Genomic DNA, 21,020 nt, shown 5'->3' with positions numbered 1-21,020 from the left:
CCAACAGCGCTCGCGATCTCTCGGGCGCAATAAACCAGATATCAAGAATTGATGCGCGCCAGTTTTCTCGATTCCGATTCGTTCTTTGAGAACGAAATGGAGTCAGACGCAGAACGAAACTCGATGACCACAAAAAAGGCGCCCCGAGGGGCGCCTTTCGTGCGTCGTGGTCGTTCGGGCCGCCTAGCCCGAATAGTACATCTCGAACTCGACCGGGTGCGGGGTCATTTCGAAGCGGGCGACTTCGGTCATCTTCAGCTCGATATAGGCGTCGATGAAATCGTCGTCGAACACGCCGCCGTTCTTCAGGAAGCCGCGGTCCTTGTCGAGGTTTTCGAGCGCCTCGCGCAAGCTGCCGCACACCGTCGGGATCTGCTTCAGCTCTTCCTTCGGCAGATCGTAGAGGTCCTTGTCCATCGCCGGACCCGGATCGATCTTGTTCTTGATGCCGTCGAGGCCAGCCATCAGCATCGCGGCGAAACCGAGATAGGGATTGGCGAGCGGATCGGGGAAGCGCACCTCGACACGCTTGGCCTTCGGCGAAGCAGTGTAGGGGATCCGGCAGGAGGCCGAGCGGTTGCGCGCGGAATAGGCGAGCAGCACGGGAGCCTCATAGCCCGGGACCAGACGCTTGTAGGAGTTGGTCGACGGATTGGTGAAGGCGTTGATCGCCTTGGCGTGCTTGATGATGCCGCCGATGTAGTGGAGGCAGGTCTCCGACAGGTCGGCGTATTTGTTGCCGGCGAACACCGGCTTGCCGTCCTTCCAGATCGACTGGTGCACGTGCATGCCCGAGCCGTTGTCGCCGAAGACCGGCTTCGGCATGAAGGTGGCGGTCTTGCCGTAGATGTGCGCGACCTGGTGGATGCAGTATTTGTAGATCTGCATGTGGTCGGCCATCAGCGTCAGCGTGTCGAACTTCATGCCGAGCTCGTGCTGGGCGGAGGCGACTTCGTGATGGTGCTTCTCGACCTTCACACCCATCTTGGCCATGGCGCCGAGCATCTCCGAGCGCATGTCCTGCACGGAATCCTGCGGCGGCACCGGGAAGTAGCCGCCCTTGGTGCGGACACGATGGCCGAGATTGCCGCCTTCATATTCGGTGTCGGAGTTGGTCGGCAGCTCCGAGGAGTCGAGGCGGAAGCCGGTGCTGTAGGGATTGGCGGAGAAGCGCACGTCGTCGAACACGAAGAATTCGGCTTCGGGGCCGACGAAGACGGTGTCGCCAACGCCCATCGACTTCACCATCGCCTCGGCCTTCTTGGCGATGCCGCGGGGATCGCGGTTGTAGGGCTCGCCGGTGGTCGGCTCGAGCACGTCGCAGGTGATGACCATGGTGGTCTCGGCGAAGAACGGATCGATCGTCGCGGTCACCGGATCGGGCATCAGGCACATGTCGGACTCGTTGATCGCCTTCCAGCCGGCGATCGATGAGCCGTCGAACATCGTGCCTTCGGCGAAAATGTCCTCATCGATCATGCTGATGTCGAAGGTGACGTGCTGCCACTTGCCGCGCGGATCGGTGAAGCGCAGGTCGACGTATTTGACGTCGTTGTCCTTGATCGATTTCAGGACGTCTTTGGCGGTCTTCATGCATACCCCTTTTGGCTCTGCGGGTCGGTTTCCAAACTTCGAGCGACCGTGTTCACGCTTCTTGAGGCGCGCGAGGCACAAACAAAACGAGGCCGCCGAAGCAGCCTATTTCTTGTCAGAATGTCGCAAAATGCGGGATAGCACCCGGCTCAGATAGCGTCCAGCCCGGATTCGCCGGTTCGGATGCGGATCGCCTCTTCGATGTTGGAGACGAAAATCTTGCCGTCGCCGATGCGCCCGGTTTGCGCGGCGCGGCGGATTGCGTCGATGGCGCGCTCGACCAGATCGTCGCCGATCACGATCTCGATCTTCACCTTGGGCAGGAAGTCGACGATGTATTCTGCGCCGCGGTACAGCTCGGCGTGACCCTTCTGCCGGCCGAAGCCCTTGGCTTCGGTGACGGTGATGCCCTGAAGGCCGACTTCCTGAAGCGCTTCCTTCACCTCGTCGAGCTTGAATGGCTTGATGATGGCTTCGATTTTCTTCACTGCGCGCCTCCCGGCCTTTCGAACAATAGCAACGTCTTCGTCAGGATGCGCTTTTCTTAACGCATGATCTTGTCTTCGCTATGCCGGGATCCCTGACCAATCCGGCAACAACGGCCGGCCACACCCTGATAAATGCCAGTGAGCACGACGAACCGAAGCGACTTCCGCGAAAGCAGGGTCTATGCCAAGTTGCAAATGCCCTGATTATTGGAGCGTTATCAGCCCTTTAACGTGCAGCTCTGATAGGTGGCGCCGACCCGCACAAAATACCGCAGACTACGAAATAGGCAAACGGTTCAATATCTGTGCAGATCGTCGTTCCGTCGGATGGCCCGGTGCGGAACGTGCCTCTTGAAAAGGCTTTTGGACAGGGAAGTGGCATGGAAGTTCTGACCAACGCCGAAATGCAGCGCGCCGACCAGCTCAGCATTGCGGCAGGCACCCCCGGCTTCAAGCTGATGCTCAGCGCCGGTCAGGCGGTCGCCGAGGCCGCCCACGCGCTGGCGGAGGAGGGGCCAATCCTGATCGTGGCCGGCCCGGGCAACAACGGCGGGGACGGTTTTGTCGCAGCCGCCGAGCTCGCCGCGCAAGGCCGCGAGGTCTCGGTGATCCTGATGTGCGAGCGGGACCAGCTCCAGGGCGACGCGGCCTCGGCCGCGCGTGGTTGGAAACACCCGGTGCTCCCGTTCAACCCGCAGGCGATCGGGCGACCGGCGCTGATCATCGATGCGCTGTTCGGCGCGGGCCTCAGCCGTCCCGTCGAGGGCGAGGCGCGTGAGATGATCGAGGCGATCAACGCCAATGGTGCGCCGGTGCTCGCGGTCGACCTGCCGAGCGGCATCAACGGCACCAGCGCGGCCGTGCTGGGCGTGGCCGTGAACGCCGCCGAGACCGTCACCTTCTTCCGCAAGAAGCCGGCGCATCTGCTGCTGCCGGGGCGCATGCATTGCGGTCACGTCCGCGTCGCCGACATCGGCATCGAGGCGCAGGTGCTGGACGAGATCGCGCCGCAGATTTTTGAGAACGATCCGGACTTCTGGGGCTCGGCCTTTCCGGTGCCGCGCATCGACGGCCATAAATACGCGCGAGGTCATGTGCTGGCGGTCTCGGGCGATGCGGCGGCGACCGGTGCGGCGCGGCTCGCCGCGCGCGGGGCGCTGCGCGCCGGCGCGGGCCTGGTGACTCTGGCCACGCCGCGTGATGCGCTGGCGATCAATGCGGCTGCGCTCACCGCTGTGATGGTTCACCCCGTCGATACCGCCATCGAGTTCGGCGAGCTGCTCGGCGACAAGCGTTACAACACCTGCATCATCGGCCCTGGCGCGGGCGTCGGCGAGCGCACCTGCGATCTCGTCCACACGGCGCTTAACGCCCAGCGGCGCCTGGTGCTCGACGCGGATGCGCTGACGAGCTTTGCCGCCAATCCCGAGCGCCTGTTCGAATCGATCAAGACGTCGCAGGACAAGGCGGTGGTGCTGACGCCGCACGAGGGCGAGTTCCCGCGGCTGTTCTCCGACCTCAGCAATAAACATCCGGGGCGCTCGAAGATCGAGCGCGTGCGCGCCGCCGCCGAGCGCTCCGGCGCGGTCGTGCTGCTGAAGGGCGCCGACACCACGATTGCCGCGCCCGACGGCCGCGCCACTATCGCCGCCAACGCTCCGCCCTGGCTCGCCACCGCGGGTGCCGGCGACGTCCTCGCCGGCATCATCGCAGGCCTCCTTGCGCAGGGCGTCCCGGCGTTCGAAGCCGCCAGCATCGCGGTGTGGATGCATGGCGAAGCGGCGAGCGAGGCGGGGCCGGGCCTGATCGCGGAGGATCTCACCGAGACGCTGCCCGCCGTGCACCGACGGATCTATCATGCGCTGGGGATCGAGTACTAATGCTCAGGCCGCTCGCGCTCACCGATATGGGCGCGGCGGCGCAGGTTCACCGGGCAGCATTCGACCATGCGATGCCCTGGCTTGCTGGGCTGCATACGCCGGATGAGGACCGCTGGTTCTACCGCGAGCATGTCTTGGCGACGTGCCGCGTGTGGGGACGCTTCGATGCCGATGTACTGAGCGGAATCATCGCTGTCCGTGACGGCTGGGTCGAGCAGCTTTACGTGCTTCCTGCTGTTCAAGGGCGCGGCGTCGGCACCGAACTCCTCGATATCGCCAAGCAGGCCAGCGAACAGCTGGAGCTCTGGACCTTCCAGCGCAACGCGTTGGCGCGCCGCTTCTATGAAGCGCGCGGGTTCACGCTGATCGAGCAGACCAACGGGACCCGAAACGAGGAGAAAGAACCGGACGCTCGCTATCTTTGGACGCGTGGCCGATAGCTCACTCCACCCCGTACCAGCGCACCAGCCGCGGCGCGGCCCAGTCGGTGACGACGGATTCGATCAGCCACCGCCCGGGAGAGGCCGCAGCGAATGCGATGCGCTGGGTCTGGCCGGGTTCGATCGCGAGCGTGTCGAGCCAATAGGGCTTCCAGCCGTCGTCGAGCTTGTCGAGCAGGCGGAAATGGTGGCCGTGGAGATGGAAGACGGTTGCGACGGAGGCGGGGTTCTTGAGGGCCAACACGACGGTGCGGCCGGCCTTGGTGCGAAAGGCGGGGGCGGAGGACGTCGAGAAATTTGCGGCCCGTACCCACCCGGCGTCGGCTGCCCCGAGAGCGACATCGAATCGCAGGGCGCCCCTCAGATCGAGCCGGTCGGGCAGGTCATTCGGAGGGAGTGGCAAGAGCGGCAACGGCGGCGCACGCCGCTCAAGCTTGCCGGAGACCATCAGGCGGCCGACCTGGCGCGCCTCCTTGCCGTCATGCAGCAGGAATGGGGCCGATGTGGCCGCATCCACGAAGGCGTCGGCGCGTGCGCCGGGAGCCAGCACCAGCGCGCCGTTGCGAGCCGGGAACGGCTCAGCCGGCTGTCCGTCCAAGGCCACCACGTGGACCTCGTGACTTTCCAATTTGATCGCCAGAACAGAACGTTGCGAGCCGTTGATAAAGCGCAGCCGCAGCCGCTCATTTGCTGAAGCTGAGAGTTCGAATGAAGTCGTTCCGTTGATTGTATAGAGCGGGGATGTGTCCTTCGGCTCCCGGCCCGGGGCAAGTGCGGTCCCATCCGGCCGCAGCCGCCACTCCTCGATCAAGAGGACCACGTCGCGATCGGCGGCGACCGTGTTGGTCTCGGTGGCGATGATCGGAAGGGGGCGCGCGGGCTGCTTCAGGCCGTCCTCGAACAGCCGGAAGTCGGCCAACAGGGTTCCCGCGGTTGGCACTGAAATGACTGATGTTTCCGTCGCGTCCGGGGCCGTCGGTGCGCGACCCCGAAGCGGGTCGGCCGCGGCCGGGCCATTGAGGCCGTACCAAACTGGTGCAAGCGGCACAGGCAGGTCGTTGCGGAAGACCACCTCGCAGCGGTCGCCACGTTTGAGGCGGACATCCCCGAGATGGCTGACGGCGGCCAGCTCCCAGATGGGTGTAGCCGGCTGCCCCGACCTCAGAGCCAGCGTTGCCGGCCTTGCCTGAAGCGCGAGTTGGGCGGTCACGGCCGGGACTGCGCCGCCCGCCGTCAGCCCGGCCGCAGAGGCGCCAAATCCGGCCAAAACCTCGCGCCTCGTCAGGTCGAAGATCCGCGTTTTCATGGGCCGATCCGGACCACGCCGTGCTGGATAAGTCCAGCCGTCGTGCCTAGGTGAAGCCTGCCTCTATCGGGCCATTTTTTTGCTGCGAACAGGCGGGCACATGCTATAAGCCCGCCGCCCGCGGCATCGCGGCCGGTCTTGATGCAAATTTACGCGGGCGTGGCGGAACTGGTAGACGCGCTGGATTTAGGTTCCAGTGACGAAAGTTGTGGGGGTTCGAGTCCCTCCGCCCGCACCAAGCGCTTTCAGCGTTTGCACGGATTACGCGATCTGCTCCCGCGCGGATGTTTGTCCGCCGGAAGTCGGTCCGATGAACCACCGGCGTTGAGGCGTTCGCCTCGCGCCGGATCGATTAATGACAGCGTCCCGACGCATGCGCGCCGGGACCGAACGAGAAGAAGATTGGACACCATGCAGGTCACAGAAACCCTCTCGGAAGGTTTGAAGCGCGAGTTCAAGATCAGCGTTCCCGCGTCTGATCTCGACGCCAAGGCCGGTGCCAAGCTCGTCGACCTCAAGGACAAGGTTCGCATCAACGGCTTCCGTCCCGGCAAGGTGCCGGTCACGCACCTCAAGAAGGTCTATGGCCGCTCGGTGATGGCCGAGACCATCGACCAGACCATCCGCGACACCAACACTCAGCTGTTCTCCGAGCGCGGCTTCCGCCTGGCGACCGAACCGAAGATCACCATGCCGACCGAGCAGGCCGAGGTCGAGGAGCTGCTCAACGGCAAAACCGATCTGACCTACACGGTTGCGATCGAGGTGGTGCCGTCGATTGCGCTCGCCGACTTCAAGACCTTCGAGGTCGAAAAGCCCGTGGCCGAAGTCACCGACGCCGACGTCGACGAGGCGATCAAGCGCATCGCCGATTCGAACCGTGGCTATGCCGCGAAGGGCGAGGGCGCCAAGGCCGAATCGGGTGATCGCGTCACCGTCGCCTTTAAGGGCACCATCAACGGCGAAGCCTTCGAAGGCGGCGCCGGCGAGGGCATCCAGGTGGTGATCGGATCCAACACCTTCATCCCCGGCTTCGAAGAGCAGCTCATCGGCATCGCCGCCAACGAGACCCGCACGCTGAAGGTGGCGTTCCCCAAGAACTACATGAACGACAAGCTTGCCGGCCAGCCGGCCGAGTTCGAGACCACCGCGACGCTGATCGAGGCGCCGCAGGATCTCGCGATCGACGACGAGTTCGCGAAGACGCTCGGCCTGGAATCGCTGGACAAGCTGAAGGAAGCGGCGCGCGAGCGGCTGGTGGCCGAATTCGCGACCGCGACCCGCCAGCGCGTCAAGCGCGCGCTGCTCGACCGCCTCGACGAGGCCCATCGCTTCGAGGCTCCGCCCTCGCTGGTCGACGAGGAGTTCAATCTGATGTGGAACTCGGTGAAGGCCGAGATGGACTCCGCCGGCAAGACCTTCGCCGACGAAGACACCACTGAAGACGCCGCCAAGGAAGAGTACCGCAAGATCGCCGATCGTCGCGTGCGGCTCGGCCTCGTGCTCTCGGAGATCGGCGAGAAGAACAAGATCTCCGTGACCGATGACGAGGTCGGCCGCGCCGTGATCGAGCGGGCGCGCTCGATGCCGGGCCGCGAGAAGGAGGTCTGGGACTATTACCGCAGCAACGCCCAAGCGTTGGCCCAGCTTCGTGCACCGATCTATGAGGACAAGGTCGTCGACTTCATCCTCGAGCTTGCCAAGGTGACCGAGAAGAAGGTCTCGCGCGACGATCTCTACATGGACGACGAGGCGGAAAAGACCGCGGCCTGAGGGCTCCAGAAGAGCCTTTAGGAGAGCCTCCAGGATAGCCTTGCATTAAGGATGATCAGCGAAGAGGTCGAGCTAGCCAGGTGGCCGGCTGGGCCTCTTTGTACGAATCAGCTTCAACTGCCTCACGGATTAAGCCTTAATTCGCTCCGCACTTGTCAGGCGCGAATTGGGCTATATCTGTCGCTACGCCCTCTGCTTCCAAGTTCCTGCATCACGGGACGTCCATCGGCCTTCCGGCAGATCCAGCCCCGACTGGCAGCCGGGCCTGGCGATGTCCGCCTCTTCAAAACCCTAGGTGACTCATGCGCGATCCGGTTGAAACCTACATGAACCTCGTGCCCATGGTGGTCGAGCAGACCAACCGTGGCGAGCGCGCCTACGACATTTTCTCGCGCCTTCTGAAAGAGCGCATCATCTTCCTGACCGGGCCGGTCGAGGACGGCATGTCGACGCTGATCGTCGCGCAGCTGTTGTTCCTTGAGGCGGAAAATCCGAAGAAGGAAATCTCGATGTACATCAACTCGCCGGGCGGCGTGGTGACGTCGGGCCTCGCGATCTACGACACCATGCAGTTCATTCGTCCGCCGGTCTCGACGCTGTGCACCGGCCAGGCCGCCTCGATGGGCTCGCTGCTGCTCTGCGCCGGCGAGAAGGACATGCGCTTCTCGCTGCCGAACGCGCGCATCATGGTGCATCAGCCCTCCGGCGGCTTCCAGGGCCAGGCCACCGACATCATGCTGCACGCCCAGGAAATCCTGAACCTGAAGAAGCGGCTCAACGAGATCTACGTGAAGCACACCGGCCAGACCTACAAGGCGATCGAGGACGCGCTGGAACGCGACAAGTTCCTGACCGCGAGCGACGCCAAGGAGTTCGGCCTGGTCGACAGGGTGATCGACAAGCGCGCCGAGGAAACCGCGTCGCCGAAGACCCCGTAGCACTACTGTGCCGGCAATCCCTCTGGGACCGCGGGCACATCAGGGAGCGTTCACGTTAAGGACACGTGCGCGCGTCGCAAAACGCACTTTTGCGCCCTGCGACAGGCAGAAAGTTCCGCTTTCGTGCTTGTTTTTCGTGGCAATCCAGCAACGCCGGGGTGATTTCGATCACTTCGCCCGTGCCAAGACCGGAAATCACGGTATTGTCACGGGTAGCCGGCGACCCCCGATTAGCGAATTCTTGATAGTCGGGTGCCAGCATGGTTCGCTATGACTGATCGGCTATGATCGCGGGGAATCGAATGACCGCGATTCGCACGGCATGTAACGCGTAGGGTCTTTTTTGGTACGGAATTTGCTCTATTTGAAGGACTGTACCGGCTGTCGTGCCGGAATAGGGCGATCGAGCGGACGGGATCGAACCGCGGACGGAGACATGAATGAGTAAGGTCGGCACGAGCGACTCCAAGAACACGCTGTATTGCTCGTTCTGCGGCAAGAGCCAGCACGAAGTGCGCAAACTGATCGCGGGTCCCACGGTCTTCATTTGCGACGAGTGCGTTGAGCTCTGCATGGACATCATTCGCGAGGAGAACAAATCCTCGCTGGTGAAGTCGCGCGACGGGATTCCGACGCCGAAGGAAATCTGCAAGGTGCTGGACGATTACGTGATCGGCCAGAACCATGCGAAGAAGGTCCTCTCGGTCGCGGTGCACAATCACTATAAGCGCCTCAACCACCAGACCAAGCACAACGACGTCGAGCTTGCGAAGTCGAACATCCTGCTGATCGGTCCGACCGGCTCGGGCAAGACGCTGCTCGCGCAGACGCTCGCCCGCATCCTGGACGTGCCGTTCACGATGGCGGATGCGACGACGCTGACCGAAGCCGGCTATGTCGGCGAGGACGTCGAGAACATCATCCTGAAGCTGCTCCAGGCCGCCGACTACAATGTCGAGCGTGCCCAGCGCGGCATCGTCTACATCGACGAAATCGACAAGATCAGCCGCAAGTCCGACAATCCCTCGATCACGCGCGACGTGTCGGGTGAGGGCGTGCAGCAGGCGCTGCTCAAGATCATGGAAGGCACGGTGGCTTCGGTCCCGCCGCAGGGCGGCCGCAAGCATCCGCAGCAGGAGTTCCTGCAGGTGGACACCACCAATATCCTGTTCATCTGCGGTGGTGCGTTCTCGGGCCTCGAAAAGATCATCTCGGCACGCGGACGTTCGACCTCGATCGGTTTCGCCGCTCAGGTGCTCGCACCGGAAGACCGCCGCACCGGCGAAATCTTCCGTCATGTCGAGCCTGAGGATCTCCTGAAGTACGGCCTGATCCCGGAATTCGTCGGCCGTCTGCCCGTCGTGGCGACGCTGGAGGATCTGGACGAGGCTTCGCTCAAGAAGATCCTGGTCGAGCCGAAGAACGCGCTGGTGAAGCAGTACCAGCGGCTGTTCGAGATGGAGAACATCGAGCTGACCTTCGCCGACGAGGCGCTTGGCGCGGTTGCCCGCAGGGCGATCGAGCGCAAGACCGGTGCGCGGGGGCTGCGTTCAATCCTCGAGGCGATCCTGCTCGAGACCATGTTCGACCTGCCGGGCCTCGAAGGTGTGGAAGAAGTCGTGATTTCCCGCGAAGTCGTGGAAGGAACGGCGCGTCCGCTCTACATCTACGCCGATCGGTCCGATCGCGCCGTCGAGAACGCCAGCGCCTGATTTCGGCGCTGGAACGCTCCAATCGTCTCCTCAAGCAGGGGCTGCGGAAAGTATCTCCGCAGCCGGTGTTGCGTCGCTTATTTGCGTGCGTAAGCGCCTGATGGCGCGCGTCTTTCAATGACTTGACACCCCCCGGGTCGATAGCCACCTAATGTCGGCGGCGAGTAAAAATTCTCTTCAAGATTCGCCTCAGTTCCGATTCGGCAAGCCGGTCCAACCTCAAAAGGAGCGATCGGTATTGCGGGTCACCTCGGCACCTTGTGGCGGTTGCGCATGAGCATGGCGGGCTGCGTGCAAGGGGGCAAAGCAAAAGGAAAAGGCCATGACCAATCCAAAACCCAGGCCAACCATCGTCCATGGCGAAACGCACGCCTATCCCGTGCTGCCCCTGCGCGACATCGTCGTCTTCCCGCACATGATCGTTCCGCTCTTCGTCGGCCGCGAGAAGTCGATCCGCGCGCTCGAAGAGGTGATGAAGAACGACGCGCTGATCATGCTCGCGACCCAGAAGAACGCGTCCGACGATGATCCGGCACCCGATTCCATTTACGAGACCGGTACGCTTGCCAGCGTGCTCCAGCTTTTGAAGCTTCCCGACGGCACTGTGAAGGTGCTGGTCGAAGGGCTCGAGCGGGCGCGCGTGCAGAAGTACACCGATCGCGCCGACTATTACGAAGCGACCGCGATTGCGCTCGCCGATACCGATGCGAAGTCGGTCGAGGCGGAGGCCATGGCGCGCTCCGTCGTGTCCGACTTCGAGAGCTACGTGAAGCTCAACAAGAAGATCTCGGCCGAGGTCGTCGGCGTCGTGCAGGCGATCACCGATTTTGCCAAGCTCGCCGACACCGTCGCCTCGCATCTCGCCGTCAAGATCGCGGATCGCCAGGGCATCCTGGAGACGCTGTCGGTCACGCAGCGCCTGGAGAAGGTGCTGGGCCTGATGGAGAGCGAGATCTCGGTGCTCCAGGTCGAGAAGCGCATCCGCTCGCGCGTCAAGCGCCAGATGGAGAAGACCCAGCGCGAGTACTATCTCAACGAGCAGATGAAGGCGATCCAGAAGGAGCTCGGCGACGACGACGGTCGCGACGAGCTCGCCGATCTCGAAGAGAAGATCTCCAAGACCAAGCTCTCCAAGGAAGCGCGCGAGAAGGCGCAGCATGAATTGAAGAAGCTGCGCCAGATGTCGCCGATGTCCGCGGAAGCGACCGTCGTGCGCAACTATCTGGATTGGCTGCTGTCGATTCCGTGGAACAAGAAGTCCAAGGTGAAGAAGGATCTGGAAGCCGCGCAGGCGGTTCTGGATGCGGATCACTACGGGCTGGAGAAGGTCAAGGACCGCATCGTCGAGTATCTCGCCGTACAGTCGCGCGCCAACAAGCTGACGGGCCCGATCCTGTGCCTCGTCGGCCCTCCCGGCGTCGGCAAGACCTCGCTCGGCAAGTCGATCGCGAAGGCGACGGGGCGTGAATTCGTGCGCGTCTCGCTCGGTGGCGTGCGCGACGAGGCCGAGATCCGCGGGCACCGCCGCACCTATATCGGCTCGATGCCCGGCAAGATCATCCAGTCGATGCGGAAGGCGAAGTCGTCCAATCCGCTGTTCCTGCTGGACGAGATCGACAAGATGGGCGCCGATTTCCGCGGCGATCCGTCCTCGGCGCTGCTCGAGGTCCTCGACCCCGAGCAGAACGCGACCTTCAACGACCACTATCTCGAGGTCGACTACGATCTGTCCAACGTGATGTTCATCACGACCGCGAATACGCTCAATATTCCGGGACCGCTGATGGACCGCATGGAGATCATCCGGATCGCGGGCTACACCGAGAACGAGAAGGTCGAGATCGCGCGCAAGCACTTGATCCCGACCGCGGTGTCCAAGCACGGCCTGGACTCCAAGGAGTTCTCGATCGACGACGACGCGCTGCTGCTTCTGATCCGCCGCTACACCCGCGAAGCGGGCGTGCGCAATTTGGAGCGTGAGCTCTCCACACTCGCCCGCAAGGCGGTGAAGGAGCTGATGATCTCCAAGAAGAAGTCGGTCAAGATCACCGAGAAGACTCTCGAAGAGCTTCTGGGCGTGCCGAAGTACCGCTACGGTGAGATCGAGAGCGAGCCGCAGGTCGGCATCGTCACCGGCCTTGCCTGGACCGATGTCGGCGGCGAGTTGCTGACGATCGAAGGCGTCATGATGCCCGGCAAGGGCAAGATGACGGTCACGGGCAATCTGCGTGACGTGATGAAGGAATCGATCTCGGCGGCGGCGTCCTATGTCCGCTCGCGCGCGATCGTCTACGGCATCGAGCCGCCGCTGTTCGACCGGCGCGACATCCACGTGCACGTGCCGGAAGGCGCGACGCCGAAGGACGGTCCGTCGGCGGGCGTGGCGATGGCCACCGCGATCATCTCGGTCATGACCGGCATCCCGGTCCGCCACGATGTCGCGATGACCGGCGAAATCACGCTGCGCGGCCGCGTGCTGCCGATCGGCGGCCTGAAGGAGAAGCTGCTGGCTGCTGCCCGCGGCGGCATCAAGACGGTGCTGATTCCTGAGGACAACGCCAAGGATCTCACGGAGATTTCCGATGCGATCAAGGGCGGCATGGAGATCATCCCGGTCTCGCGCCTCGACGACGTCGTCGCCAAGGCGCTGGTCAAGAAGCCAGTGCCGATCGTCTGGGAAGAGGACACCAAGGTGACGGTGAAGCCGGACGGCGACGAAGCCGCCGGCGGCCTGACCGCTCACTGAGATCGCAGCTCGAAAAAGATGATAAAACGGCGCCTTCGGGCGCCGTTTTTTTGTGGGGCATTTTGTTTTGGGCAGCGGATGACGACAATGCACATCGACGGGCAATGCCATTGCGGCGAGATTACCTTTGAAGCCGAGATCGACCCGGAGACGGTGTCGGTCTGCCACTGCACCGATTGCCAGACACTGACCGGCTCGCCCTTCCGGGTGACGGCCGTCTGTTCGGGCGCCGAAGTCCGCCTGACTGCCGGCACGCCCAGGATCTACGGCAAGCGCGGCGACAACGGCCGGATGCGCTTCCAGCACTTTTGCGCCGACTGCGGTTCCCCGCTGTTCACGAGCGGCGACGGCGACCAGGAGGACGATTGGGGCATCCGCTGGGGCAGCATCCGCCAGCGCGACAAATTGCGGCCCGTCAGGCAGATCTGGTGCCAGTCGGCGGCGGTGTGGATCGACGCGGTGCCGCTGCTGCCGGGCCGGCCACAGGATTGAGGCCCTGGAATTGGCGTTCCGCGCTTGCCCGTTCGGGGCCGGTAGGGATAAAGAAGCGGCGAGGGGCGGTTAGCTCAGCTGGTTAGAGCATCTCGTTTACACCGAGAGGGTCGGGAGTTCGAATCTCTCACCGCCCACCAGCCTTTGCTCGCTTCGCGAGCTTCGGCTCGGCGAGCCAGCCTCACACGTTATTGGCGCGAAGCGAACGAAGGCTGCCGCGCCGAAGCCGATAGGCGCAGGCGGGCGATACCGAGCCACAGAGGCCCTGATGCAACAACCAAGCGGACACGAGCAGAACGCCGATCAGATCGCCTACTGGAATGGCCCCAGCGGGCAGCGCTGGGCCGATCGCCATGCGGCGCAGGAGAGCCTGCTGGGACCCATTGCCGACGTGCTGATCGCCCGCGCCAGGCCGAAGCCGGGCGAGCGCGTCCTCGACATCGGCTGTGGCTCCGGTGCGACGACGTTCGCGTTCGCGAAGGATGTCGCGCCTGATGGCTTTGCGCTCGGGCTCGACGTCTCCGAGCCGATGCTGTCGCAGGCGCGCGCGTTTGCGCCAAAAGGCCTGCCGCTCGATTTCGTGCTGGCCGATGCGACGGTGCATCCGTTCGAGCCGGCGAGCTTTGACCTGCTGGCCTCGCGGTTCGGCGTGATGTTCTTCGCCGATCCCATCGCGTCTTTCACCAATCTCCGCCGCGCGCTGAAGCCGACGGGACGGTTGGCGTTTGCCTGCTGGCGCGAGCCGAAGGAAAATCCGTGGATGATGGCGCCGCTTATGGCGGTCTACAAGCACGTTCCCAAGATGCCGCCGGTCGGGCCGGAGGAGCCGGGCCCGTTCGCCTTCGCCTCCGAAGAGCGCGTGACGCGCATCCTGAAAGGCGCGGGCTTCGTCGACGTCGCGATGGAGCCGCACAATCTCGCGATGGACGTCGCGATTGGCGGCGGGCTCGATGCCGCGGTCGAAGGCTCGCTCCAGATCGGCCCGGCGAGCCGCGCGCTGCAAGGGCATCCGCCGGAGACCTATGCCGCGGCAAAAGCCTCGATCCGCGAGACGCTCGCGCCGTTCCTGAAGGGTCAGAGCGTGGCGCTCCAGGGCGCGGTCTGGATCGTGACGGCGAAGGCGGCGTAGGCGTCGCTCTGTCCCCATCATTGCGAGCGCAGCGAAGCAATCCAGACCGTTCTCCGCGGAGGCAGCAACGCTGCGTCGCTCACACCACGTCATCCGGCGCCAGCGCGCAGCCGTTGTCCGGATGCGTCTCGATCTGAAGGGTGGTGTGGCCGATGCGGTGGGAGCGCTTCAGCATCTGCGCCGTCTCCATCAGGAAGGCATCGCCGGCGCCGGTGGGCATGACGAGGTGGCAAGTCAGCGCCGTCTCGGTGGTCGAGATCGGCCAGACGTGGAGATCGTGGATCGCAGTGACGCCGGGCCGCTCCAGCAGAAGGATCTTGATCGCGGCAATGTCGGTGCCCCTGGGCGCCGCCGCCATCGACATGTCGATGGAGCCACGGAGCAGGCTGGTGGTGCTCCAGAGGATGGTGGCGCAGATGACGAGGCTGGTGACGGGATCGAGCCAGAGCCAGCCGGTCCAGATGATCAGCGCCGCCGAGATGACGACGCCGAGCGAGACCGCGGCGTCGGCCGCCATGTGCAGATAGGCGCCTTCGATGTTGATGTCGTCCTTGCGACCGCGCGCGAACAACATGGCGGTAAAACCGTTGATGAGGATGCCGATGCCGGCGACCACCATCACGGTGATGCCGGCGACCGGCTCCGGCTCCCGCAGGCGCAAAGTCGCTTCCCAGCCGATCGCGCCGGTTGCGACCAGCAGGAACACCGCGTTCGCCAGCGCCGCCAGGATGGTGGAGGCGCGCAGGCCATAGGTGAAGCGGCCGCTGGGCGCGCGCCGCGCCGCGATCGACGCGCACCAGGCCACGACCAGGCCGAGCACGTCGCTAAGATTATGGCCGGCATCCGCAAGCAGAGCCGTGGAGTTGCCGATATAGCCGTAGACGGCCTCCGCCGCGACCAGCGCGGTGTTGAGTGAGATGCCGATTGCGAACGCCTTGCCGAAACTGGCGGGCGCATGGGCATGGGCGTGGCCACCATGATCGTGATCATGGCCGTGGCTATGATCATCGCGATGATGGCCGTGATGGTCGTGGCTGCCCACCTCTATCGCTCCCTGGACGCTGCCAAATCAGGCGCCATTGTAGGCGTTTCGGCAGCCCCGTCACGGCGGAACAGCACGTAGAGCGCCGGCAGCACCAGCAGCGTCAGCACGGTTGAGGAGATGATACCGCCGATCACCACAGTCGCGAGCGGCCGCTGCACCTCGGCGCCGGCCCCAGTGGCAAGAGCCATCGGCACGAAGCCGAGGGACGCGACCAGCGCCGTCATCAGCACCGGACGCAGGCGTGTCAGCGCGCCCTCGCGCACCGCGTCGGCAACGGGTTGGCCCTCGCTGCGCAGCCGCTCGATGAAGGCGATGATGACGAGCCCGTTGAGGACAGCGACGCCCGACAGTGCGATGAAGCCGACGCCGGCGCTGATGGACAGCGGAATACCGCGCAGCAGCAGCGCCATGACGCCGCCGGTCAGTGCCAGCGGCACGCCGGAGAACACGAGCGCCGCATCAGCCGCCGATCCCATGCCCATGAACAGCAGCAGGAAGACCAGCAGCAGCGCCAACGGCACCACGAGCGTCAGCCGCTTGGTGGCGGAGACCAATTGCTCGAACTGTCCGCCCCAGCCGATCCAGTAGCCCGGCGGCAGCTTGACCTTCTCCGCGACGGCTGCCTCGGCCTCGGTGACGAAGGAGCCGAGATCGCGCGCGCGGACATTGGCGGTGACCACAATGCGCCGCTTGCCGTTCTCGCGGCTGATCTGGTTCGGGCCAGGCGTCGCTTCGACGGTTGCGACCGACGACAGCGGCACATAGCGCATCTGGGCAAGGGGAGGGGCGGGCAATGCGGTCCGGATTGGCGCGCCGATTGCTGCTTCCTCACCCGGCGGCAGCGGGATCGGGATCGCCCGGATGACCTCGAGATCGCCGCGCAGATGTTCCGGCAGGCGCACGACGATGTCGAAGCGGCGGTCGCCCTCGAACAGCTTGCCGGCCGACTTGCCGCCGACCGCGATCTCGACGATGCCCTGCACCTCGCTGATGCTGAGCCCATACCGGGCGAGCGCCTGGCGGTCGAGGCGGACGGTGAGGATCGGCAGGCCCGAGACCTGCTCGATCTTGACGTCGCTGGCGCCGCGGATGCCGCGGATCGCGGCTTCGACCTGTTTTGCCGCGCCTTGCAGGATCTCGAGGTCGTCGCCGAAGATCTTGACGCCGACGTCGCTTCGCACGCCGGAGATCAACTCGTTGACGCGGAACTGGATCGGCTGGGAGATCTCATAGGCGCTGCCGGGGATGTCGTCAGCGGCACGGGCGATGGCCTCGATCACCTCGGCCTTGGAGCTGCCAGGGTCGGGCCATCCGGCGCGCGGCTTCAGCATGATGTAGCCGTCGGTCTGTGCCGGCGACATCGGGTCGGTTGCGATCTCGGCGGTGCCGATGCGGGTGAAGAACTCCTTCACCTCCGGAATCTGCTTGACGCGCTTTTCCAGCGCCTTTTGCAGGTCCAGCGACTGGGTCAGGCTGGTGCCGGGAATCCGGATCGAGGCCAGCGCGACGTCGCCTTCGTCCAGGCTCGGGATGAACTCGCCGCCCATGCGCGCGGCGGCAACGCAGCTTGCGACCACGATGATGGCGGCCATGATTGCGACGCCGAGGCGATGGTCGATCGCCAGCCGGAGCACGGGGAGATAGGCGCGCTTCGCCAGCCGCATGAACAGGTTTTCGTGTTCGGACACCTTGCCGGTGACGAAGATGGCAACCGCCGCCGGCACGAAGGTGATGGAGAACAGCACCGCGGCACCCAGCGCCATCAGCACCGTCAGGGCCATCGGCGTGAACATCTTGCCCTCGACGCCGGTCAGCGTCAGCACCGGCAGGTAGACCACTGCGATGATCAGCGTTCCGAACAGGCTCGGCTTGATCACCTCGCTCGACCCACTCCGGATCGCGCGCAGCCGTTCGGAGATCGTGAGCAGGCCGCCTTTCTCGCGCTGGACCTCGGCCAGCATGCGCAGGCAGTTCTCGACGATGATCACGGCGCCGTCGACGATGATGCCGAAATCGATTGCACCCAGGCTCATCAGGTTCGCGCTGACCTTGGCCTCGACCATGCCGGTGACCGTCATGGCCATGGACAGCGGAATGACGCAAGCCACCACCAGCGCGGCGCGGATGTTGCCGAGGATCAGGAACAGCACGGCCACGACCAGGGCCGCGCCTTCCAGCAGATTGCTCTCGACGGTGCGGATGGTGGCTTCGACCAGATCGGTGCGGTCGTAGACGGTCCGCGTCACGACGCCGTCGGGCAGCGATTTGGCGATATCCTCCAGCCGGGCCGCGACACGGCGCGCCACGGTGCGGCTGTTCTCGCCGATCAAAAGCATGGCGGTGCCGAGCACGGTTTCCTCGCCATCGCGCGTTGCGGCTCCCGTGCGCAAATCGCGGCCTTCGGTGACGGTCGCGATATCCCTGATCCTGACGGGATTGCCGCCGCGCGAGCCGATGACGATGTCCCTGATTTCGCCGACATTGCCGACCTGGCCCGGCGAGCGAACCAGATATTGCTCGCCGTTGCGCTCGATATAGCCGGCGCCGACATCGGCATTGTTGGCGGCGAGCGCCGTCATGACGTCGCGAAAGCCGAGCCGGTAGGCCATCAGCTTGCCGGGATCGGGGAGCACATGGAATTGCCGCTCGAAGCCGCCGATGGTGTTGACCTCGATCACCCCCGGCACGTTGCGAAGCTGCGGCTTGATGATCCAGTCCTGCACGGTGCGCAAGTCGGTCAGCGAATAGTCGTGGCCGCCTTGCGTCTTCGCGCCCGCCTTGGCCTCGACGGTGTACATGAAGATTTCGCCGAGCCCGGTCGAGACCGGTCCCATCGCGACCTCGACGCCGGCCGGAAGCTGGTCCTTCACCTGCTGGATCCGTTCGCCGACGAGCTGGCGGGCAAAATAGATGTCGGTGCCGTCCTTGAAGACGACGGTCACCTGACTCAGGCCGTAGCGCGACAGCGAGCGCGTGTAGTCGAGCTTGGGCAGCCCGCCCATCGCGGTCTCGACCGGGAAGGTGATGCGCTGCTCGGTTTCCAGCGGCGAATAGCCGGGGGCGCGGGTGTTGATCTGGACCTGGACGTTGGTGATGTCAGGCACGGCGTCGATCGGAAGGCGTTGGAAATTCCACGCTCCGAAAGCGACGGCGCCGAGCGCGAGCAGCAGGACCAGCCAGCGCTGCTGCAGCGAGACCGCGATGAGACGCTCAATCATGCTCGGCCTCGCCCTTGCCCATCTCCGCCTTCACGACGAAGCTGTTTTCCGCGACGTAATGCTCGCCGGCCGATAGACCGGCCTTGATCTCGACATGGCGCGGGTCGGAATCGCCAAGCTCCACCGGGCGCGCCTCGATCTTGTCGCCGTCCTCACGAACGAACACGATAGTCCTGTTCTCCAGCGTCTGGATCGCGCTTTTGCGCACCGCGACCGCGACGTTGCGGGCGGCGAGGATCAGCCGTGCCGTGACAAACAGGCCGGGACGCAAGCGCCCGTCCGGATTTGGCAGCACCACGCGCGCCAGCGCCGTCTGGGTCTCGCTCGAGCCGATCGGGGCCATGTAGGCGATCGTGCCCTTGATCTCGCCGCGGCCGTCGTCGGGATCGATCAGCACCTCGTCGTTGAGACGAACGCGCCGCAGATCCTGGCGATAGATCGACAGATCGACCCAGATAGTGGAGAGGTCGGCGACGACGAAGGCCGGCTTCTGCTCGGAGGCGTATTCGCCGAGCGAAATCTGCCGCTCGATGACGGTGCCGGCAAGCGGCGCCTTGAGCTCGTAGACGGAGAGACTCTGGTTGCTCTCGATCGCGGCGAGCAGATCGTCCTTGCCGACCTCGTCGCCGATGCGCTTCTGGATCGATTTGGCGACGCCCGGAAAGCGCGGCGTCACCTGCACCACGGCTTCCTGGTTGGCGCGCAGGATGCCGTTGAAGGCGAGCGTGTCGGTCAGCGTGACGCTCGCGGCTTCCGCCAGCGTCACGCCTGCGGCGGCGAGCTTGACGTCGGAGATGCGGATCCGGTCGGCGCCGTGCTCGTCCTGCTCGACATGGTCGTTCGGCTTCTCCGGCTTCTTGTCCGCGGCGTGTTCGGCATGCTCGACCCTGGCCGGGCCGAGCAGGGAAAAGCCGTAAGCGCCAAGTGCGACGCCAAGTGCGGCGGCAACGAATGCGACGAGGATGGTGGAGGACGTCTTCATCGTGCGCTCTCCCGCGCCAGCGTAAAGGGATTGCCGACGAGCCCTTCGATGGTCGCCACCCCCGCGTGGAAATTCTGCAGCGCCTCCTGCTCGCGCAGCCGCGCCTGGGTGACGCTGGCCTGGGCATCGAGCACTTCGAGCAGGCTGAAGCGGCCCTGGCCGTAGCCTTGCGCGATGGCGTCCGAGGCTTCGGTGGCCTTGGGAATGGCGCTCTCGCGCAGCACCGCGAGCTCGCGCAGCGAGCCCTGGAGCGAGTCGTAGGCGCGGCCGGCGACCACGATCAGCGTGTTGCGGTTGGCCTCGCGCTCGGCCTTGGTCTTGGCGAGGCTTTCCTGGGCCGAAAGGATATTGCCCTGGTTCTGGTCGAACACGGGGATCGGCACCGAGACGGTGAGGCGCGCCGCGTCGTCGTTGGTCTCGTTGAAATGGCGCCAGCCGGCGGCGATCCGCACGTTGGGATAGGGCCGCAGCCGCGCCAGCAACAGCTCGGCGTTGCGCTGGGCATAGATCGCGGTCCAGCGCACCAGCTGCGGATTGGCATCGATCGCGGCGACGACCGACTGGAATGTCGGGGGCCGTCCCATGGTGTCGAGCCGGCCGGAGACCTCGCCGAATTTCGGTGCCGCGTCGCCCATCAGGACCGCAAGCTCGCGCCGGGCGCTGGCCAGCGTCGCCTTGAAGCGCTCGCGGTCGGCCTTCACCAGTGCGGACGCCACCTCCGCACGGCCGGTCTCGGCCGGCGAGGAGGCGCCGGCCTCGACGCGTCGGCGCAAAAGCGGCGTCAGCCGGTCGATGGCGGTGATCTGCTCGTCGAGGATCTGGATGCGCCGCTGTGCGCCGAGCACGCTGAGGAAGGCGATCGCGGTCTCCGACAGCACCTCCAGCCTGACGGCTTTGCGCTGGATCGCGGCGACCTCGATGCCGGCGACGCCAGCTGCAATCCGCGCGTCGCGCTTGCCGAACAGCTCGAAGGCCTGGCTGATCTGGAGCGTGGTCTCGGCCGATCGTGTGCCGCGATAGATGCCGGACCCGAACGAATTGTCCTGTTCGTAGGTCAGTTCCGGATTGAGAAGCGCACCTGCCTGGATGCGCTGGCCCGTGGCGATGCCGACATCGCGCTCCGCCGCGGTCAGCCGCGGGCTCGCGGCCAGCGCGCGCGAAAGCGCGCTCCGCATCGTCAGAGTCTGGGCGTGAGATGGCGCAAGCGCCGATCCGGCAATCAGACACGCTGCCGCGCACGCCAGGCGCGCGGCCATTCCCCTGAAAAACATGAAACCG

General features: G+C 64.8%; 15 protein-coding genes and 2 tRNA genes. 10 read left to right on the top strand and 7 right to left on the bottom strand.

Features of this window, described 5'->3' with window-relative positions; genetic code table 11:
- Positions 1–183 precede the first annotated feature (183 nt).
- Together glnA and IVB19_RS20125 are read right to left on the bottom strand one after the other, a co-directional pair.
- Positions 184–1,593, bottom strand: coding sequence for a type I glutamate--ammonia ligase (gene glnA / locus IVB19_RS20130; RefSeq protein WP_007603494.1), 1,410 nt, complete (start codon positions 1,591–1,593; stop codon positions 184–186).
- 149 nt (positions 1,594–1,742) lie between these two features.
- Entirely contained in the window at positions 1,743–2,081 is a 339-nt protein-coding gene (locus IVB19_RS20125) for a P-II family nitrogen regulator (RefSeq protein WP_007603495.1), read from the bottom strand.
- Positions 2,082–2,461: 380 nt separating this feature from the next.
- On the opposite strand from IVB19_RS20125, the gene IVB19_RS20120 reads away from it, so the two are divergent.
- The gene (locus IVB19_RS20120) at positions 2,462–3,961 is read left to right on the top strand and encodes an NAD(P)H-hydrate dehydratase (RefSeq protein ID WP_247819839.1); all 1,500 of its coding nucleotides are present in this window, start codon (positions 2,462–2,464) and stop codon (positions 3,959–3,961) included.
- Positions 3,961–4,401, top strand: coding sequence for a GNAT family N-acetyltransferase (locus IVB19_RS20115; RefSeq protein WP_204511359.1), 441 nt, complete (start codon positions 3,961–3,963; stop codon positions 4,399–4,401). The genes IVB19_RS20120 and IVB19_RS20115 overlap by 1 nt, the downstream gene beginning before the upstream one ends.
- Position 4,402: 1 nt before the next feature.
- Here the strand turns inward: IVB19_RS20115 and IVB19_RS20110 are convergent, their stop codons facing one another.
- Positions 4,403–5,707 carry a multicopper oxidase family protein gene (locus tag IVB19_RS20110; RefSeq protein ID WP_247819838.1) on the bottom strand — a complete coding sequence of 435 codons (1,305 nt, stop codon included), beginning with the start codon at positions 5,705–5,707 and terminating at the stop codon, positions 4,403–4,405.
- A gap of 153 nt (positions 5,708–5,860) precedes the next feature.
- On the opposite strand from IVB19_RS20110, the gene IVB19_RS20105 reads away from it, so the two are divergent.
- The 8 genes from IVB19_RS20105 (at position 5,861) to IVB19_RS20070 (ending at position 14,497) form a co-directional block, all read left to right on the top strand.
- Positions 5,861–5,945: transfer RNA gene (locus IVB19_RS20105), tRNA-Leu, on the top strand.
- 173 nt (positions 5,946–6,118) lie between these two features.
- Positions 6,119–7,480 carry a trigger factor gene (gene tig / locus IVB19_RS20100; RefSeq protein ID WP_247819837.1) on the top strand — a complete coding sequence of 454 codons (1,362 nt, stop codon included), beginning with the start codon at positions 6,119–6,121 and terminating at the stop codon, positions 7,478–7,480.
- Positions 7,481–7,782: 302 nt separating this feature from the next.
- On the top strand, positions 7,783–8,418 hold the full coding sequence (locus IVB19_RS20095) for an ATP-dependent Clp protease proteolytic subunit (RefSeq protein WP_007611005.1): 636 nt from the start codon (positions 7,783–7,785) through the stop codon (positions 8,416–8,418).
- Positions 8,419–8,858: 440 nt separating this feature from the next.
- Entirely contained in the window at positions 8,859–10,130 is a 1,272-nt protein-coding gene (clpX, locus tag IVB19_RS20090; RefSeq protein ID WP_007603503.1) for an ATP-dependent Clp protease ATP-binding subunit ClpX, read from the top strand.
- A 322-nt stretch (positions 10,131–10,452) separates the two neighbouring features.
- Positions 10,453–12,876, top strand: coding sequence for an endopeptidase La (gene lon / locus IVB19_RS20085; protein WP_018455109.1), 2,424 nt, complete (start codon positions 10,453–10,455; stop codon positions 12,874–12,876).
- 87 nt (positions 12,877–12,963) lie between these two features.
- A complete protein-coding gene (locus IVB19_RS20080; protein ID WP_018455108.1) occupies positions 12,964–13,368 on the top strand; it encodes a GFA family protein in 405 nt (134 codons plus the stop codon).
- A 63-nt stretch (positions 13,369–13,431) separates the two neighbouring features.
- A tRNA-Val gene (locus IVB19_RS20075) sits at positions 13,432–13,508 on the top strand.
- A 128-nt stretch (positions 13,509–13,636) separates the two neighbouring features.
- Entirely contained in the window at positions 13,637–14,497 is an 861-nt protein-coding gene (locus IVB19_RS20070) for a class I SAM-dependent methyltransferase (RefSeq protein WP_247385793.1), read from the top strand.
- 79 nt (positions 14,498–14,576) lie between these two features.
- Here the strand turns inward: IVB19_RS20070 and IVB19_RS20065 are convergent, their stop codons facing one another.
- The 4 genes from IVB19_RS20065 to ihpA are packed head-to-tail and all read right to left on the bottom strand — an operon-like array spanning position 14,577 to position 21,013.
- Entirely contained in the window at positions 14,577–15,539 is a 963-nt protein-coding gene (locus IVB19_RS20065) for a cation diffusion facilitator family transporter (RefSeq protein ID WP_247385794.1), read from the bottom strand.
- Between the two features lie 2 nt (positions 15,540–15,541).
- Entirely contained in the window at positions 15,542–18,760 is a 3,219-nt protein-coding gene (locus IVB19_RS20060) for an efflux RND transporter permease subunit (protein ID WP_247440743.1), read from the bottom strand.
- The gene (gene ihpB / locus IVB19_RS20055; protein WP_247819836.1) at positions 18,753–19,742 is read right to left on the bottom strand and encodes a divalent metal ion exporter adaptor subunit IhpB; all 990 of its coding nucleotides are present in this window, start codon (positions 19,740–19,742) and stop codon (positions 18,753–18,755) included. The genes IVB19_RS20060 and ihpB overlap by 8 nt, the downstream gene beginning before the upstream one ends.
- Positions 19,739–21,013 (bottom strand): divalent metal ion exporter subunit IhpA, encoded by a 1,275-nt coding sequence (gene ihpA, locus IVB19_RS20050; protein WP_247362607.1) that lies wholly within the window; start codon positions 21,011–21,013, stop codon positions 19,739–19,741. Before ihpA ends, ihpB begins: the two co-directional genes overlap by 4 nt.
- Positions 21,014–21,020: the final 7 nt, after the last annotated feature.

The sequence above is a fragment of the Bradyrhizobium sp. 187 genome, from assembly GCF_023101005.1.
In the GTDB taxonomy this organism is placed as follows: Bacteria; Pseudomonadota; Alphaproteobacteria; order Rhizobiales; family Xanthobacteraceae; genus Bradyrhizobium; species Bradyrhizobium canariense_D.
This window is presented reverse-complemented; position numbering and strand designations above follow the sequence as displayed.